This window comes from Streptomyces sp. TOM-9 (assembly GCF_056858595.1).
Genome location: NZ_JBXEQB010000001.1, coordinates 3,336,019 through 3,349,964, shown reverse-complemented (window position 1 = coordinate 3,349,964; position 13,946 = coordinate 3,336,019). Strand labels below are relative to the sequence as shown.

Below are 13,946 nucleotides of genomic sequence, written 5' to 3'. Positions count from 1 at the left end.
GGTGCCTTGATGAAGTAGAGAAACTCTTACCGCGCTAGGGTCTGTCTTGAGTTGTGATCGAGTCCCGGTGGTGGGACCCCAGTCCGGAACGACGTTGGTGTGACGCATGCGCACCACCAACGCCCTACGACCTACAGCGACGCATTGCTGAACGGGACAGCCCTGCGTGACAAGCCGGTTCGGTCACGCCGACTTTCCCTGCGCGGCCCAGGCCTCGCTCTTGCGAACCTGGTTGACTGTCCACCCATGAGGATTGGTGTGACGCTGCCGATGTCCAAGTCGGACGGACAGGGTCGGATGCCAGGCTGGCCGGACGTGAGCGCGCTGGCCCTGCACGCAGAATCCGCGGGGCTGGATTCAGTGTGGATCTGTGACCATCTCGATGAAGTAGAGAAACTCTTACCGCGCTAGGGTCTGTCTTGAGTTGTGATCGAGTCCCGGTGGTGGGACCCCAGTCCGGAACGACGTTGGTGTGACGCATGCGCACCACCAACGCCCTACGACCTACAGCGACGCATTGCTGAACGGGACAGCCCTGCGTGACAAGCCGGTTCGGTCACGCCGACTTTCCCTGCGCGGCCCAGGCCTCGCTCTTGCGAACCTGGTTGACTGTCCACCCATGAGGATTGGTGTGACGCTGCCGATGTCCAAGTCGGACGGACAGGGTCGGATGCCAGGCTGGCCGGACGTGAGCGCGCTGGCCCTGCACGCAGAATCCGCGGGGCTGGATTCAGTGTGGATCTGTGACCATCTCGTGAGCGAGCCGCCAGGTAACCCGCCAGAAGGCGTGTTGGAGGCATGGACCATCCTGTCCGCGTTGGCCGCGTCCACCCGGCGGGTGACGGTGGGCACGCTGGTGACCTGCAGTTCGTTTCGGCATCCGGCGCTGCTGGCGAAGATGGCAGCAACGGTCGACGGGATCAGCGGTGGACGCCTTGTGCTGGGGCTCGGCGCCGGATTCCCTGGCCTGGAGTACGAGGCGTACGGCTTCCCGAACGATCACCGTCTCGCGCGCTTCGAGGAGACCTTGGAGATCGTCGGTGGGCTGCTGCGTGGCGCCGTCGTCACCACGCCCGGTCAGTTCTACCAGTTGCGGAACGCGTCGCTGATGCCATCGCCCGACCGACGAATTCCACTGCTTGTCGCCGGAGACGGCCCACGCCTGCTGCGGATGACCGCACGTCACGCCCAGGCCTGGAACACCGCCTGGCATGGCGCGCCCGACGACCGGCTGCGTGCACGGCTTGCCGCGATGGAGAGGGCGCTGGCCGACGAGGACCGGGAAGTGGGCTCGCTACACGTAACGGTGGGCGTGTCCGTAGCGGATCCCGACCACCCGGGAGTGGACGACAACGACAGCGCGTTCGCCGGCACACCCGACGATCTGGCCCGCATCATCGATGAATACGCCCTGCTCGGCGTCGATGAGCTGATCATCGCACTGACGCCCAAGACCGGGCGATCAGTGGACCGGTTGGTCCGTGCGCTCACCCTGCGGACAAGCTGAGATGTCGCCACCGGCGTCCGGTCGGAACAGTCCCTAGTGTCTCAGTGTCGCGAGGCTGCCTCGGTTGATCGCGATATGCGTGGCGAGGTCGTCCAGTGAGCACTCGATCTGAGCGTTCGCGATCGGCTTGAAGTCCGTGATGTCTGGCGCTGTCGCGCGGTAGTCCGAGGGGTCGATGCCCCATGCCTCGATGAGGCTCCAGCCGGCCTGGACGACTGCGGCATGCCCGTCTGTGGAGGAGACGCGAAGCCATGCTGTGCACTGGTCCGAGAAGTCGTAGGGCAGGTAGGCCGTGCCGCCTGCGCCCTTGAGCTCGTTGACCTGCTCTATCCACTGCTCTAGCAGGCGTGTCAGATTCGCGCCGAGGTGCCGCGACTTCAGCGTCAGGTAGTACGAGTCGCAGGTGTGACGGTGACCTCCGATGTGCAACCGAAGATCGTTGTGCCAGTGCTTTCCGGGCAAGTGCTCGAACCAGAGAGCAATCGAGGTCGGCATGAGGGAAGTCTCTAACGGGAGTTGACGGCCAAGTGCCGTCCGTCGTGACTGCGGACATGGGGCCCGTTGCCGTCCAGTGCGTCGAGAAGCCGGACCGCGAAGACCTCGGACATGCGCTCTGCGACCTCGTCGGGCGTGAGCCAGTCGACGGCCGTGGAGTCGTCCGAGGTGCGCTCGGTGCCGCCGGAGGGCTTGCAACGGAAGACCAGGGCAACGATGCCGCGGGCGGTGTTCTTGTAGACCCCGGTCAGCTTGTCCACCTCGACGTGGATGCCGGTCTCTTCCCGGACCTCGCGCCTGACGCCGTCCTCGGGTGCCTCGTCCAGTTCCAGGACACCGCCCGGGAGCTCCCAAGCCCTGTTGTCGGCACGGCGGATCGCCAGGAGCCGGCCGTCCTCGCGCACCACGGCTCCGGCCACAGATACCGAGTGCAGTGGTGTCGTTGACGCTGATACCCGGGATGTACTCACCTGCTGAAGCATAGAGGGGCGAGGTTCTACTGCACCTTGATCAACTCATGGAGCTCCAGGGCTGTCGGGTGTCCAAGGTGCTCAGCTACCGTGCGGTTCATGCCTTCTGCGCTGGACACGCCCCAGGGAGCGGCCGAACTGGCCGAGTCGTTGTTGCCGCCGCTTGGGAACCGATGGCTGCATACGCAGGCCGTTGCAGCGCGTGCCCGCGAAGTGTCCGCGGCTGTGCCGGCGGGTGAGCGTGATCTCCTCGTGGCTGCCGCGTGGCTGCACGACATTGGCTACGCCCCGGAGCTACGAGACACGGGCTTTCACCCGGTCGACGGTGCACGGCACCTGGAAGCTCTGGGCGCTCCTGGACGGCTCGTGCGCTTGGTCGCCCATCACTCCGGGGCCGTCTATGAAGCGGAGCAGCGCGGGTTGTCGGCGGAGCTGGCCGCGTATGAGCGGGAGGACTCCCCGTTGCTCGATGCGCTGATCTGCGCCGACATGACGACGGGTCCCGCGGGTCAATCCTTCGACTTCGAGCAGCGCATCGACGAGATTCTGGTCCGGTACGAGCCGGGTAGCGAAGTGCACACGGCGATCAGCAACGCGCGCGCGTACCTGCGGGCGGCTGTCGAGAGAACGCAGGCCCGTCTCGTCGATCAGCCGATGTAGGGCTCGGCGCGACTGGCCAATCCGTGGTCGATCCGCATCCGCATCGATGGGTGGATGTTCAGCTCGTCCAGCTTGCTCGGGTGGACGAACGCCACTTCTTTGCTCTCGCTGCTGGTGCGGAGCGCGCCGCCGGTGATGCGGGCGTGGAAGCAGATGGAGAACTGCTGCCGTACCTCGCCGTCGTCGTAGGCCATGACGTGCGCCGGGTTGGTGTAGATGCCGATCAAGCCGGTCACCGCGACATCGAACCCGGTTTCTTCCTTCGTCTCCCGCACCGCTGCGGCCGGCGCGGACTCCCCGACGTCGATGCCGCCACCTGGCAGAGCCCACAAGTTGTTGTCGGTCTTGTGGATGAGCAGGATCTCCCCGGCCTCGTTGAGGGCGACTGCTGTAACTGAGGGGACGATGCTGTTTGCCTTCGGGGCGTTCGGGTCGTTGAAGCAATCGACGCGGGCCATGCGTCCAGCGTCGCACATGCCTCGTTCGTGGTCAGGGGCGGCGTGCGGCTTCTCCGAGGTCCCTTCCGTCCAGGACCTCGATGTCGACGATGACGGTTCCTGTCGGGTCGAGGCTGAGCCAGATCACTACTTCGTCGTCCTCCTCCAGCTCGCAGATGTAGGGAGTGGGTGACCCTTGGGGAGCGGTCAGAAGCTTGTCGCACGTGGCCGAGCAGGTGCATACGCCGTAGTACCTCAGCGTCGGGACCTGCTCGCTGAGGACCCCACCGTCCGGCTCAAGCAGGCGCAAGATGTCGGCGGCCAGCTCCGGGAAAACCTCGGCGAACAGGGGCAGGTCGGCGGTCATCGGACGGTGGGAGTCCCGCGCTCCCATGCGTAGTCGAAGCTGCGCATGTAGTGCCGGAAGGTTCGGGCACCGGGCAGATAGCGGAAGTGCAGGACCGGGTTCTGGCCGGCCGGGGCTCCGAGGACGTGCGGGTTCACCAGGACGTCGTCGTCGAAGCGGTAGATGGAGTTGTACAGGATCGTGTCGTGCGACCTGACCTCCACGCCTGGTGTGGCCATGGTCGGTTCGAGGTAGCGGCGCGTGATCCGGGCTCGTGCGGCCAGGTCCCCGCCGGTCCCCTCCTCGTCGCCGCGCTGACGGACCGCTTCCGAGTCCGGGTCGCCCAGCAATATCCGCACCTGGGCGCCGGCGGTGGCCTTCTGCGCCAGCTGGTCGGGGAGGTCGGGGTGGCTGTCGAAGAGGAACAGCCCTGCGTAGACCAGGATCTCGACGTGGCTGGTGGCCTGCTCGATCAGCGATGACCACAGGGCCGCCGGGACCGCTCCGCGGTGCGGGTAGTACGTGATCAGCTCGGATGTGCTCGCCGTCTCGGCCTGTTTCTGGACCGATGGCCACACGTAGACCTCGTCGACACCGAGGAAGCTCGCCGCCTTCCAGCGGTGGCCCCGGTGGGGTGTGCGGTTGGTGCTGATCCAGCGCTCCACGCTCTTGGGATCAACCCCGACGTGGTCCGCCACGGACTGGATGGTCTCGCCCTTTGCCGAAATCGCCGCGCGTAACCGCTCGTTCGCCATCGTCGTGCCCTCCTGAGGGGACGCCAGGGACGTTTTGACGATAACTCAGACGTCCCCAAACGTCCATACGGACCGTGATGCGTCCACTACCTCTCGCGGTCTCCTGAAGTCACCGCCGAACGACGGCGGAACGCCTACTCCAACAGGAGACAGACGATGCGTCAGATTCCCGTGGACACCTCCGCCGCCACCGTGATGGTGGCCCAGGCACCCCAGCCCAAGGTCCGCGACCGCCGTACCGGCGAGATTGCCACCGATGCCGAGACCGGCGCGACGATGATGACCGTGGACGTGATGTTCGCGGCGAACGGCGAGGTCGAGATCCTGTCGGTGGCCGTCCCGGAGCCGGGCATCTCGGGTGACCTGGTGATGGGCACGCCGGTGGCGCTGACCGGCCTGGTGGCCCGGCCGTGGGAGAACGAGTTCAACGGCCAGCGTCGCCACGGCATCAGCTTCCGCGCGGTCGCGGTCACCTCCCTCGCCGCCGGCGCTGCGAAAGCGGCCTAAGCCATGACCCGCTTCATGGTCGCGCTGCTGCTGGTCGCCGCCATCGCCCTGATTCTGCGCTGGCGGCGTCCCGCCTGGTACTGGCTGGCCTTCGGGGTCTCGCTTGCCCTGCTCCGGGTGGCCGTCCGCTACAGCTCGGTGATGGACGCCTGCGGTCTGACGGTACCGCCGTCGCGCTGGCGCCTGGCGCTTGCCCGGGCCGCCAACCGGCCTATGCCGGGGCCGCGGTCACCTCGCATCCTGCGCGTACGACCGACCCGGACCGGCCTGGTCCTGCGGTTGAAGATGCGCCCCGGACAGGACGCCTTCGACTTCGCGGCGGCCTCCGACCGGCTGCGGCATTCCTTCGCCATGTACGCGGTCACCGCCCGCGAGGTCCGCTCCGGTGTCGTCGAGCTGCGGATGACCGGCTACGACGTCCTTCAGCGGGTGCAGATGCCCGCGAAGGTCGACACGACGCCGATGCGCGTACCTGTCGCGCTGCGCGACGACGGGGAAGTTCACTACCGGGACTACCGGAAGGTGCCGCACGCGCTGAACATCGGCGCCACGCAGTCGGGCAAGTCCGTCTATCAGCGCAGGCTCGTCACCGAACTCGCCAAGCAGCACGTTGCCCTGGTCGGCATCGACTGCAAGCAGGGCGTCGAGCTGTCCCCGCTGGCCCGCCGGTTCTCGGCCCTGGCCGACAACCCCGACACCGCCGCCGACCTCCTGGAGGCACTCGCCGATCGCATGACGGACGTCTACCAGCTCATACGCCGCGAACAGCGCGTGAGCGCCGACATCCCTGACGCGGAGATCGCGGCCGACATCTGGGACCTGCCCGAACACCTGCGGCCCGTGCCGGTCGTGCTCCTCATCGACGAGGTGGCAGAACTGGCCCTCTACGCCACCAAGGAGGAGGAGAAGCGCCGCGACCGGATCATCACCACTCTGGTCAGCCTCGCCCAGCTCGGCCGTGCCGCCGGCATCTACGTCGAGGTGTGCGGTCAGCGCTTCGGCTCCGAACTCGGCAAGGGCATCACAATGCTCCGCGCCCAACTGACCGGCCGGACCGCCCACCGGGTCAACGACGAGACCAGCGCCAACATGGCATTCGGCGACATCGCCCCGGACGCCGTCCTGGCCGCGATCCAGATCCCCACCGAGACGCCCGGTGTCGCCGTCGCAGCCGATTCCGCCGGCGGCTGGGTTCGCACTCGGACACCGCTCACCTCGCTGCGGCACGCGGCCAACGTCTGCAACCGCCACGCGGACCTGACACCGGAACTTCCTGAACTCGCCGCCTTCCGGCCCGCCCTGCCGCCCGTGATTCCGCCCAAGCCGCTCCACGCACCCGCCCAGCTGACCGAAGCGGCCTGACCTCGGAAGGAGAACGATCATGCGGTCTCTGCGTGTGGACGCGGTGCTCGTGCAAGCGGTCATCGCAGGGGCACTGTCCTTCGCCCACCTGCACGACCTCGCCGCCGCAGCGGGGCAGAGCGGCTGGAAGGCGTGGGCCTACCCGATCAGCGTCGACCTGCTCCTTGTTGCGGCCTGGCGTCGGCTGCGGATCCTGCGCACGGACGGTGCCCCGGTCCGCGCCGCTTGGCTGTGGTTCGCGGTGGCGCTGTCCGCATCCCTTGGCGCCAACGTGGCCACCGCCGGGCTCCTCGACTTGGACCACGTACCCGACTGGCTGAGCATCCTCGTCGCCGGATGGCCTGCCCTGGCCTTCCTCGGTGGCACCCTCCTGGTCCACGCCCCCGGCCCCCGGCCGCAGTCGACTCCGGGTGAGACCGAATCGACCGGCGTTGAAAGCGCCCCCGAGACCGTGCCGGAAGCAGTCGAAGCGCCCACGACCGCCCCAGCACTGCCCGCGCCCCCGTCGGCCACCCCCACCGTTCCGGCCGCGCTCGTCGCCCACGCCCGCAAGGTCGCCGACGAACACCACGCCCGTACCGGGGCCCCGATCGACACCGACACCCTGCGCGTCCGGCTTGGCGTCCCCGCGCCACTGGCCGACGCCATCGCCGCCCAGCTCACCTGACCTCGAAGGGAGACACCCCATGCCTGCCCGTGACTACTTCCACTCGGTCCTGCGGATCGGCCCCGTGCAGATCGGAACCCACCGCGACCGCCACGGCCGAACCAAGCACGCCGCCGTGTGCACCAACGACCGCTGCGGCTGGTCGGCGGACTACTCCAGCTCCTCCGCCGCTCAGCTGGCCGCCCGCACCCACCGCTGCAAGGTCGTCTAGGAGGCCCCGGCATGGACGTCCCGCTCTGGTTCGCCCTCGTCGTCGTCGGCTACCTCGGCTGCAAGCTCGCACGACCGCCCATGTGGCTGGTCCTGGTGCTGCTGCTCGGCGGCTACCTCATCGCGGACAGCCTGCTCGCCCCCGTCGTCGACTCCGTCATCAAGTAGCCCGAGAGGAGAACAACCATGTTCCGCCCGACCATCCCGACCAACCCCACCCCGACCGGCGCCGTCATTCCGCTCGGCACGCGATCGACAGCGTCTCAGGAAGTCTCCGAGGTCGCTGCGACTCCGCCCCTGCCTGCCGCTCCCAGCCCGTCGCGCCCCGTCGTGCAGCTCACTCCCGGCGCCCTGGTCGCGCTCGTCGGTGGCGGGACCGCCGTGGTCCTGGTCGTCGGCGCCGTCCTGGTCTCGATGCTCCTGGCGGTCGCTGTCACCGCCGCCTCGGTCGCGGTCTGCGCCGTCGTCCTGCGCTCGCTAATGACCTCGTACAACCGCCGCTGACCGGCCGCCGGGTGGCGCACACGCCGCCAAGCACGACGCCACCCGGGGCCGTCCCTCCCGACCGCAATCGAAAGGAACACCATGATGACCGACCCCGGACGCATCGCGCCGCGGATCTGCCCGGCTTGCGACGGCTTCGCCTCCGTCGCCATCACCCTCGGCGGACGCGACCGGCACGGCCACCTGCGCACCCTCACCGTGCACTGCTCGGCCTGCCGTGGCGCCGGCATCCTGCGCCCCGCTCGGACGCGGGAGGGTGCCCGTGCCTGACACCGCGACCCTCGCGGGCCTGGACCCGACCACCCTGACCGACCTGCTGCGGGTGGCCGGGTCTCCGGGCTTCCACCGCTGGGAAGACCAGATCCGCCGCACCGGCGGCTGCTCCGACCCCATCCACGTGACCGGCTGGACCCTCACCAAAGACAAGACCACCGGCGAGACGCTGCACCACTACAGCACCGAGAACGAGCCCGGCGGACGGCTCCGCATCGCGTGCGGCAACCGCCGTGCCTCGCGCTGCCCGGCCTGCGCCTGGACCTACGCCGGATACACCTACCACCTCATCCGTGCGGGGCTAGCTGGTGACGAACGGCGCGAGATCCCCGGCACGGTGCGGGGTCACCCCCGAGTCTTCGCCACCCTCACGGCCCCCTCCTTCGGGCGCGTACACAACCGGCCCGACACCGGCCGCTGCCGCTGCGGAACCCAGCACACAACCGATGACCCAGCGCTGGGGACTGCGCTCGACCCCGAGTCGTACGACTACGCGGGGGCGGTGCTGTTCAACAACCATGCCGGGCAGCTGTGGCAGCGCTTCACCAACCGGCTCCGCCGCGAGATCGCCGCCCGCGCTGGCCTCACCCAACGCGCTATGGCCGAGGTTCTGCGCGTCTCCTTCGGCAAGGTTGCCGAGTTCCAAAAGCGCGGCGCTGTCCACTTCCACGCGGTCATCCGCCTCGACGGCCCGGACGGTTCGGACACGGCCCCGCCGTCCTGGGCGACCACGGGGTTATTGGAGGACGCCGTCCGGGCTGCGGCCCGCCACTCGTACACCTCGATTACTGTCCCCGCTGCCAGTGACCAACCGGCTCGGACGTTCCGCTGGGGTGCTCAGCTCGACGTCCGGCCGGTGAAGGCGTTCGGGGACGGCTCGGACATCACCGAGCAGGCTGTCGCCTCCTACGTCGCCAAGTACGCCACCAAGGCAGCGGAGAACACCGGCACCCTGGACCGCCGCATCGGGGAGCTGGCCGAACTCGAACGCCACCAGGTGCCCGACCACGCGCGCCGCCTCATCCAGGCCTGCCGCGACCTGGACGAGCTATACCCGGACCGGCGGCTGTGGGCCTGGGCGCACATGCTCGGCTTCCGCGGCCACTTCTCCACCAAATCCCGCCGTTATTCCACCACCCTCGGCGCCCTGCGCCAGGAACGCGCCGACTACCGCGCCGCCCAAGAACACGCGGACCTCGGCCTGGAAGACATCGAGCCCGACAGTGTCCTGGTCCTCGCCGACTGGCAATACGCCGGCCACGGCCACACCCCCGGCGAATCCCTCCTCGCTGCATCGATCGCTCGGGACCTCCAGCTCAACCGCGACACCGCACGCGAAGCCCTGCACGACCAACTGGCCCTGGAAGGAGCCGCAGCATGAAGGACCGATACCTCAGCGTGGACCAGGTGGCCGAGATGCTCGGGACCTCGGTGCGCTTCCCGCGTCGCCTGATCGCCGAGCGCCGCATCACGTTCGTCAAGGTTGGCCGTCACGTCCGCATCCCCGAGAGCGCGGTGGAAGCCTTCATCACTGATCACACGGTCCAGCCGGTCACGAGCGCCAGGGCGCGGCTGAAGGCGGTGGCCTGATGGCGAATTCCAAGGGGCGTCGTCGTCGCTTCGGGTCGGTGCGGAAGCTGCCTTCGGGGCGTTTCCAGGCGCGTTATCGGGGCCCGGACGGGCTGATGCGGACGGCGGACAAGACCTTCGCCAGTCAGACCGATGCAGACCGCTGGCTGGTGAAGCAAGAGGCCAAGATCCTCGACGGCGACTGGCAGAACCTCGACGTCAAGATCGCATTCGGTGAGTACGCCGAGAGCTGGTTCAAGGACCGCGACTACGCGGCCACTACCCGTGAACGGAACGGCAGCGCGCTGAAATTGCACATCCTGCCGACCTTTCGTGCGGTGCCGCTGAGGGACATCACCACTCCGCAGGTTCGGCGTTGGCGGACCACCCTCCTTGACCAGGGCGTCGGCGGGGCGACCGTCGCCAAGGCGTATCAGATCCTCCGCGCCATCATGAACACGGCCGTGGACGACGGCTTGGTCCAGCGCAATCCGTGCCGGATCAAGGGTGGTGCCACCGCACCGAGTGCCGAGCGACCGTTCCTGTCGGTGGCGGAGGTCTTCCGGCTCGCGGATGCCGTGCCCGCGCGCTACCGCGTGATGATCCTGCTGGCTTCCTTCACGGCGCTGCGCTTCGGGGAGCTGGCTGGCCTCCAGCGGTGGGACGTCGACCTGGAGCGGCGCACCATCTCGGTTCGCCGGTCGGTCGCCGAGACTCGGTCGGACGGACTGACGGTCAAGGCGCCCAAGTCCGCCGCCGGCGTGCGCACCGTGGCGTTCCCCGCTTCGCTCACGGTCGAGCTGGCGGCGCATCTCGCCGACTACTCCGAGCCCGGCCGCACGGGTCGGGTCTTCGTCGGGCCGCGTGGGGGAGTGCTGCGACGGAACAACTTCCGGCGGATCTGGCTGCGGGCCATCGTCGCGGCCGGCCTCGGGGACGTCCACTTCCACGATCTGCGGCACACCGGGAACACCCTCGCTGCGACGGGCGGGGCCTCCACGCGGGAGCTGATGCACCGCATGGGGCACTCGTCGGTGCGGGCCGCGCTGATCTACCAGCACCTCGTCAACGGTCGCGACCACGAGATCGCCGGGCACGTGGACGACCAGATCCGGCGGGTCAAGGGGCCGGACGTTGGGGATCCATCTGGCACGTGAGTGGCACGGCGGCCCTCATGCGGGGCAAAAGATCAAGGCCCAAGCATCCGGACTCATACCGGTTGACCTGGGCCTTTTGCTTGCCATGGGGCTGGTGGGCGTGGACGGTTTCGAACCGCCGACATCTGCCTTGTAAGGGCAGCGCTCTACCGCTGAGCTACACGCCCGCTGGACACGCGAAAGCACAGCCTACCCTGCCATACCCCGTGACCAGCAAACGCACGCTCGGGGTCAGGTGTAGGTCACACGGAGTTCCTTCACGCCGTTGAGCCAGGGGGAGCGGAGGCGGCGGGGGGTGCCGGCGAGGCGGATGGCGGGGAGGGTGTCGGCGATGGCGTTGAAGATGAGGTCGATCTCGAGGCGGGCGAGACTGGCGCCGAGGCAGAAGTGGGGGCCGCCGCCGCCGAAGCCGAGGTGGGGGTTGGGGTCGCGGGTGACGTCGAAGGTGTCGGGGGTGGTGAAGACCTCGGGGTCGTGGTTGGCCGAGGCGTAGAAGATGCCGACGCGGTCGCCCTCGCGGATCTTGGCGCCGCCCAGTTCCGTGTCGTGGGTGGCGGTGCGCTGGAAGGAGGTGACCGGGGTGGCCCAGCGGACGATCTCGTCGGCGGCGGTGCGGGGGCGCTCGGCGCGGAAGAGGTCCCACTGGTCGGGGTGGGTGAGGAAGGCATGCATGCCGTGGGTGATGGCGTTGCGCGTGGTCTCGTTGCCGGCGACGGCCAGGACGAGGACGAAGAAGCCGAACTCGTCGGTGGTGAGGTTGCCCTCGTCCTCGGCGGCGACGAGCTTGGTGACGATGTCGTGGGCGGGGCAGGCCTTGCGTTCGTCGGCCATGTTCATCGCGTAGGAGATGAGCTCGATGGAGGACTCGGTGCCGATCTCCTCGGTGATGGCGAGGTCGGGGTCGTCGTAGCCGATCATGTTGTTGGACCACTCGAAGATCTTGCCGCGGTCCTCCTGGGGGACGCCGATGAGTTCGGCGATGGCCTGGAGGGGCAGTTCGCAGGCGACGTCGGTGACGAAGTCGCCGCTGCCGTGGGCGGCGGCGCCGGCGACGATGCGTTCGGCGCGCCGGCGCAGGGCGTCCTCGAGGGCACGGATGGCGCGGGGGGTGAAGCCGCGCTGGACGATCTGCCGCAGGCGGGTGTGCTCGGGCGGGTCCATGTTGAGGATGATCAGCTGCTGGGCGTCGATCCGGTCCCGCTGCATGTGCTCGTTGAAGCGGATGATCGCGGTGTTGGTGCGGGAGGAGAAGGTCTCGGGGGTGGTGGAGACCGTCTTGACGTCGGCGTGGCGGGTGACGGCCCAGTAGCCGTCGTCCCCGAAGCCCGCGATGCCGTGGGGCTGGGGGATCCAGGAGACGGGTGCGGTGCGCCGGAGGGCGGCGAACTCCGGGAGGGGTATGCGCTCCTGGTTGACGTCCGGGTCGGTGAAGTCGAAGCCGTCGGGGAGGGCGGGGCAGGAGGAGGGCGGCGGCGTGGCGGACATCGGCGGCTCCTGGTCCGGGTGGTCCGGCGTGGTCCGGGTCGTGCTCCGGGTCGTGCTCCGGTTGGTCCGGATGTCTCCGTGGTGGTCTCCGGGCTTGCCTGGGCGGCGGTCCGCGGACGTCCCCGCGCACCGCTTGCTGACGCTCCATCAGATGTGCCTGTGGACGGTAGCTCCGGCCTCTGCAAGTCGCAAGGCCCGTGACGGTGCGGATCGGCCGGCTTGGTGCACGACCCTTGCGCCCGCGTACCGCCGGTAATCAGACTGCTGGGCGGAACTAGAACGCGTACTAGTTCTGCCGTGGGCGCCGGGACGCCCCGCGGCCGAGGAGAGGACGAGGTACATGGCCGCTGAACCCGTCATCGTCGAAGCTGTACGCACCCCCATCGGCAAGCGCGGCGGCGCGCTCGCCAATCTGCACCCCGCCTACCTGCTCGGTGAGACGTACCGCGAACTGCTCGGCCGCACCGGCATCCAGCCCGACGCCGTGGAGCAGATCGTCGGCGGTACGGTCACCCACGCCGGGGAGCAGTCGATGAACCCGGCGCGCACCGCCTGGCTGGCCTGCGGGCTGCCGTACGAGACGGCCGCGACGACCGTGGACTGCCAGTGCGGTTCCTCGCAGCAGGCCAACCACATGGTCGCCAACATGATCGCGGCCGGGGTGATCGACATCGGCATCGGCTGCGGCGTCGAGGCCATGTCGCGGGTGCCGCTCGGCAGCGGCTCCAAGCACGGGCCAGGCAAACCCTTCCCGGACGAGTGGAACGTGGACCTGCCCAACCAGTTCGAGGCGGCCGAGCGCATCGCCCGGCGCCGCGGGCTGACCCGGGAGCACGTCGACCGGCTCGGGCTGATCTCGCAGGAGCGGGCCGGGCGGGCCTGGGCCGAGGAGCGCTTCAAGCGGGAGACCTTCGCCGTGCAGGTGCCCACGACGGAGGAGGAGCAGCTCGCCGGCCAGGGCATGTGGCGGCTGGTCGACCGCGACGAGGGGCTGCGCGACACCAGCATGGAGGCGCTGGCCGGGCTGAAGGCGATCATGCCGACGGCCGTGCACACCGCGGGGAACTCCTCGCAGATCTCCGACGGCGCGGCGGCCGTGATGTGGGCGTCCAAGCGGATGGCGCGGGCGCTGAAGCTGCGGCCGCGGGCCCGGATCGTGGCGCAGGCGCTGGTCGGCGCCGACACGCACTACCACCTGGACGGACCGATCGACGCGACGCGCGCGGTCCTCGGCAAGGCCGGCATGACGCTGGACGACATCGACCTCGTCGAGATCAACGAGGCCTTCGCCTCGGTGGTGCTGTCCTGGGCCCAGGTCTTCGACCAGGACCTGGAGAAGGTCAACGTCAACGGTGGCGCGATCGCCCTCGGCCACCCCGTGGGCGCCACCGGGGCCCGTCTGATCGCCACCGCGCTGCACGAACTGGAGCGCGCGGACAAGGAGTTCGCGCTGATCGTGATGTGCGCGGGCGGGGCGCTCGCGACGGGCACGATCATCCAGCGGATCTGAGCCGGCGGGACGCGGGCAGCGCACCGGGGCCT

At 68.9% G+C, this 13,946-nt stretch carries 19 protein-coding genes and 1 tRNA gene; 13 read left to right on the top strand and 7 right to left on the bottom strand.

Features of this window, described 5'->3' with window-relative positions; all coding sequences use genetic code 11:
* Positions 1-619: 619 nt before the first annotated feature.
* Complete coding sequence (locus AC1VWI_RS15705) at positions 620-1,507, top strand: LLM class flavin-dependent oxidoreductase (protein WP_499511631.1); 888 nt, start codon at positions 620-622, stop codon at positions 1,505-1,507.
* 33 nt (positions 1,508-1,540) lie between these two features.
* On the opposite strand, the gene AC1VWI_RS15700 is transcribed toward AC1VWI_RS15705, so the two are convergent.
* Complete coding sequence (locus AC1VWI_RS15700) at positions 1,541-2,002, bottom strand: hypothetical protein (protein ID WP_499511630.1); 462 nt, start codon at positions 2,000-2,002, stop codon at positions 1,541-1,543.
* Positions 2,003-2,013: 11 nt separating this feature from the next.
* Complete coding sequence (locus tag AC1VWI_RS15695; RefSeq protein ID WP_499511629.1) at positions 2,014-2,484, bottom strand: NUDIX hydrolase; 471 nt, start codon at positions 2,482-2,484, stop codon at positions 2,014-2,016.
* A gap of 87 nt (positions 2,485-2,571) precedes the next feature.
* On the opposite strand from AC1VWI_RS15695, the gene AC1VWI_RS15690 reads away from it, so the two are divergent.
* The gene (locus tag AC1VWI_RS15690) at positions 2,572-3,132 is read left to right on the top strand and encodes an HD domain-containing protein (RefSeq protein ID WP_499511628.1); all 561 of its coding nucleotides are present in this window, start codon (positions 2,572-2,574) and stop codon (positions 3,130-3,132) included.
* Here the strand turns inward: AC1VWI_RS15690 and AC1VWI_RS15685 are convergent.
* Genes AC1VWI_RS15685 through AC1VWI_RS15675 form a run of 3 tightly spaced genes read right to left on the bottom strand, consistent with a single transcriptional unit; the run spans position 3,120 to position 4,613 of the window.
* A complete protein-coding gene (locus AC1VWI_RS15685; RefSeq protein WP_499511627.1) occupies positions 3,120-3,590 on the bottom strand; it encodes an NUDIX hydrolase in 471 nt (156 codons plus the stop codon). The two genes, AC1VWI_RS15690 and AC1VWI_RS15685, sit on opposite strands and share 13 nt — an antisense overlap.
* A 31-nt stretch (positions 3,591-3,621) precedes the next feature.
* A complete protein-coding gene (locus AC1VWI_RS15680) occupies positions 3,622-3,936 on the bottom strand; it encodes a hypothetical protein (RefSeq protein ID WP_499511626.1) in 315 nt (104 codons plus the stop codon).
* A complete protein-coding gene (locus AC1VWI_RS15675) occupies positions 3,933-4,613 on the bottom strand; it encodes an XRE family transcriptional regulator (RefSeq protein ID WP_499511625.1) in 681 nt (226 codons plus the stop codon). Before AC1VWI_RS15675 ends, AC1VWI_RS15680 begins: the two co-directional genes overlap by 4 nt.
* A gap of 213 nt (positions 4,614-4,826) precedes the next feature.
* Between AC1VWI_RS15675 and AC1VWI_RS15670 the strand changes: the two genes are divergently transcribed.
* The 10 genes from AC1VWI_RS15670 to AC1VWI_RS15625 all read left to right on the top strand — a co-directional run bounded on the left by AC1VWI_RS15670 (position 4,827) and on the right by AC1VWI_RS15625 (position 10,919).
* Positions 4,827-5,177 carry an SCO3933 family regulatory protein gene (locus AC1VWI_RS15670; protein WP_386993553.1) on the top strand — a complete coding sequence of 117 codons (351 nt, stop codon included), beginning with the start codon at positions 4,827-4,829 and terminating at the stop codon, positions 5,175-5,177.
* Between the two features lie 3 nt (positions 5,178-5,180).
* The gene (locus AC1VWI_RS15665) at positions 5,181-6,539 is read left to right on the top strand and encodes an FtsK/SpoIIIE domain-containing protein (protein WP_499511624.1); all 1,359 of its coding nucleotides are present in this window, start codon (positions 5,181-5,183) and stop codon (positions 6,537-6,539) included.
* Between the two features lie 19 nt (positions 6,540-6,558).
* On the top strand, positions 6,559-7,206 hold the full coding sequence (locus AC1VWI_RS15660; RefSeq protein WP_499511623.1) for a DUF2637 domain-containing protein: 648 nt from the start codon (positions 6,559-6,561) through the stop codon (positions 7,204-7,206).
* A 19-nt stretch (positions 7,207-7,225) separates the two neighbouring features.
* On the top strand, positions 7,226-7,417 hold the full coding sequence (locus AC1VWI_RS15655; protein ID WP_326576508.1) for a mobile element transfer protein: 192 nt from the start codon (positions 7,226-7,228) through the stop codon (positions 7,415-7,417).
* 11 nt (positions 7,418-7,428) lie between these two features.
* The gene (locus tag AC1VWI_RS15650) at positions 7,429-7,584 is read left to right on the top strand and encodes a hypothetical protein (protein WP_499511622.1); all 156 of its coding nucleotides are present in this window, start codon (positions 7,429-7,431) and stop codon (positions 7,582-7,584) included.
* 18 nt (positions 7,585-7,602) lie between these two features.
* On the top strand, positions 7,603-7,920 hold the full coding sequence (locus AC1VWI_RS15645; RefSeq protein WP_499511621.1) for a SpdD-like protein: 318 nt from the start codon (positions 7,603-7,605) through the stop codon (positions 7,918-7,920).
* Positions 7,921-8,001: 81 nt separating this feature from the next.
* Positions 8,002-8,190 (top strand): hypothetical protein, encoded by a 189-nt coding sequence (locus AC1VWI_RS15640; protein WP_499511620.1) that lies wholly within the window; start codon positions 8,002-8,004, stop codon positions 8,188-8,190.
* Entirely contained in the window at positions 8,183-9,574 is a 1,392-nt protein-coding gene (gene repSA / locus AC1VWI_RS15635; RefSeq protein WP_499511619.1) for a replication initiator protein RepSA, read from the top strand. Before AC1VWI_RS15640 ends, repSA begins: the two co-directional genes overlap by 8 nt.
* Complete coding sequence (locus AC1VWI_RS15630) at positions 9,571-9,783, top strand: helix-turn-helix domain-containing protein (protein ID WP_499511618.1); 213 nt, start codon at positions 9,571-9,573, stop codon at positions 9,781-9,783. Before repSA ends, AC1VWI_RS15630 begins: the two co-directional genes overlap by 4 nt.
* The gene (locus AC1VWI_RS15625) at positions 9,783-10,919 is read left to right on the top strand and encodes a tyrosine-type recombinase/integrase (protein ID WP_499511617.1); all 1,137 of its coding nucleotides are present in this window, start codon (positions 9,783-9,785) and stop codon (positions 10,917-10,919) included. The genes AC1VWI_RS15630 and AC1VWI_RS15625 overlap by 1 nt, the downstream gene beginning before the upstream one ends.
* Positions 10,920-11,011: 92 nt before the next feature.
* Here the strand turns inward: AC1VWI_RS15625 and AC1VWI_RS15620 are convergent.
* Both AC1VWI_RS15620 and AC1VWI_RS15615 read right to left on the bottom strand, forming a co-directional pair.
* Positions 11,012-11,086, bottom strand: a tRNA-Val gene (locus AC1VWI_RS15620).
* A 64-nt stretch (positions 11,087-11,150) separates the two neighbouring features.
* Positions 11,151-12,404 (bottom strand): cytochrome P450, encoded by a 1,254-nt coding sequence (locus tag AC1VWI_RS15615; protein ID WP_499511616.1) that lies wholly within the window; start codon positions 12,402-12,404, stop codon positions 11,151-11,153.
* Positions 12,405-12,744: 340 nt separating this feature from the next.
* Here AC1VWI_RS15615 and AC1VWI_RS15610 point away from each other — a divergent pair, with 340 nt between their 5' ends.
* A complete protein-coding gene (locus AC1VWI_RS15610; RefSeq protein ID WP_499511615.1) occupies positions 12,745-13,914 on the top strand; it encodes a steroid 3-ketoacyl-CoA thiolase in 1,170 nt (389 codons plus the stop codon).
* Positions 13,915-13,946 lie beyond the last annotated feature (32 nt).

What these genes read in the sequence shown, in the direction of transcription:
- AC1VWI_RS15705 (WP_499511631.1), top strand. Translation starts at nt 620, where the DNA reads ATGAGGATTGGTGTGACGCTGCCGATGTCCAAGTCGGACGGACAGGGT.
- AC1VWI_RS15700 (WP_499511630.1), bottom strand. Translation starts at nt 2,002, where the DNA reads ATGCCGACCTCGATTGCTCTCTGGTTCGAGCACTTGCCCGGAAAGCAC.
- AC1VWI_RS15695 (WP_499511629.1), bottom strand. Translation starts at nt 2,484, where the DNA reads ATGCTTCAGCAGGTGAGTACATCCCGGGTATCAGCGTCAACGACACCA.
- AC1VWI_RS15690 (WP_499511628.1), top strand. Translation starts at nt 2,572, where the DNA reads ATGCCTTCTGCGCTGGACACGCCCCAGGGAGCGGCCGAACTGGCCGAG.
- AC1VWI_RS15685 (WP_499511627.1), bottom strand. Translation starts at nt 3,590, where the DNA reads ATGGCCCGCGTCGATTGCTTCAACGACCCGAACGCCCCGAAGGCAAAC.
- AC1VWI_RS15680 (WP_499511626.1), bottom strand. Translation starts at nt 3,936, where the DNA reads ATGACCGCCGACCTGCCCCTGTTCGCCGAGGTTTTCCCGGAGCTGGCC.
- AC1VWI_RS15670 (WP_386993553.1), top strand. Translation starts at nt 4,827, where the DNA reads ATGCGTCAGATTCCCGTGGACACCTCCGCCGCCACCGTGATGGTGGCC.
- AC1VWI_RS15665 (WP_499511624.1), top strand. Translation starts at nt 5,181, where the DNA reads ATGACCCGCTTCATGGTCGCGCTGCTGCTGGTCGCCGCCATCGCCCTG.
- AC1VWI_RS15660 (WP_499511623.1), top strand. Translation starts at nt 6,559, where the DNA reads ATGCGGTCTCTGCGTGTGGACGCGGTGCTCGTGCAAGCGGTCATCGCA.
- AC1VWI_RS15655 (WP_326576508.1), top strand. Translation starts at nt 7,226, where the DNA reads ATGCCTGCCCGTGACTACTTCCACTCGGTCCTGCGGATCGGCCCCGTG.
- AC1VWI_RS15650 (WP_499511622.1), top strand. Translation starts at nt 7,429, where the DNA reads ATGGACGTCCCGCTCTGGTTCGCCCTCGTCGTCGTCGGCTACCTCGGC.
- AC1VWI_RS15645 (WP_499511621.1), top strand. Translation starts at nt 7,603, where the DNA reads ATGTTCCGCCCGACCATCCCGACCAACCCCACCCCGACCGGCGCCGTC.
- AC1VWI_RS15640 (WP_499511620.1), top strand. Translation starts at nt 8,002, where the DNA reads ATGATGACCGACCCCGGACGCATCGCGCCGCGGATCTGCCCGGCTTGC.
- AC1VWI_RS15630 (WP_499511618.1), top strand. Translation starts at nt 9,571, where the DNA reads ATGAAGGACCGATACCTCAGCGTGGACCAGGTGGCCGAGATGCTCGGG.
- AC1VWI_RS15625 (WP_499511617.1), top strand. Translation starts at nt 9,783, where the DNA reads ATGGCGAATTCCAAGGGGCGTCGTCGTCGCTTCGGGTCGGTGCGGAAG.
- AC1VWI_RS15615 (WP_499511616.1), bottom strand. Translation starts at nt 12,404, where the DNA reads ATGTCCGCCACGCCGCCGCCCTCCTCCTGCCCCGCCCTCCCCGACGGC.
- AC1VWI_RS15610 (WP_499511615.1), top strand. Translation starts at nt 12,745, where the DNA reads ATGGCCGCTGAACCCGTCATCGTCGAAGCTGTACGCACCCCCATCGGC.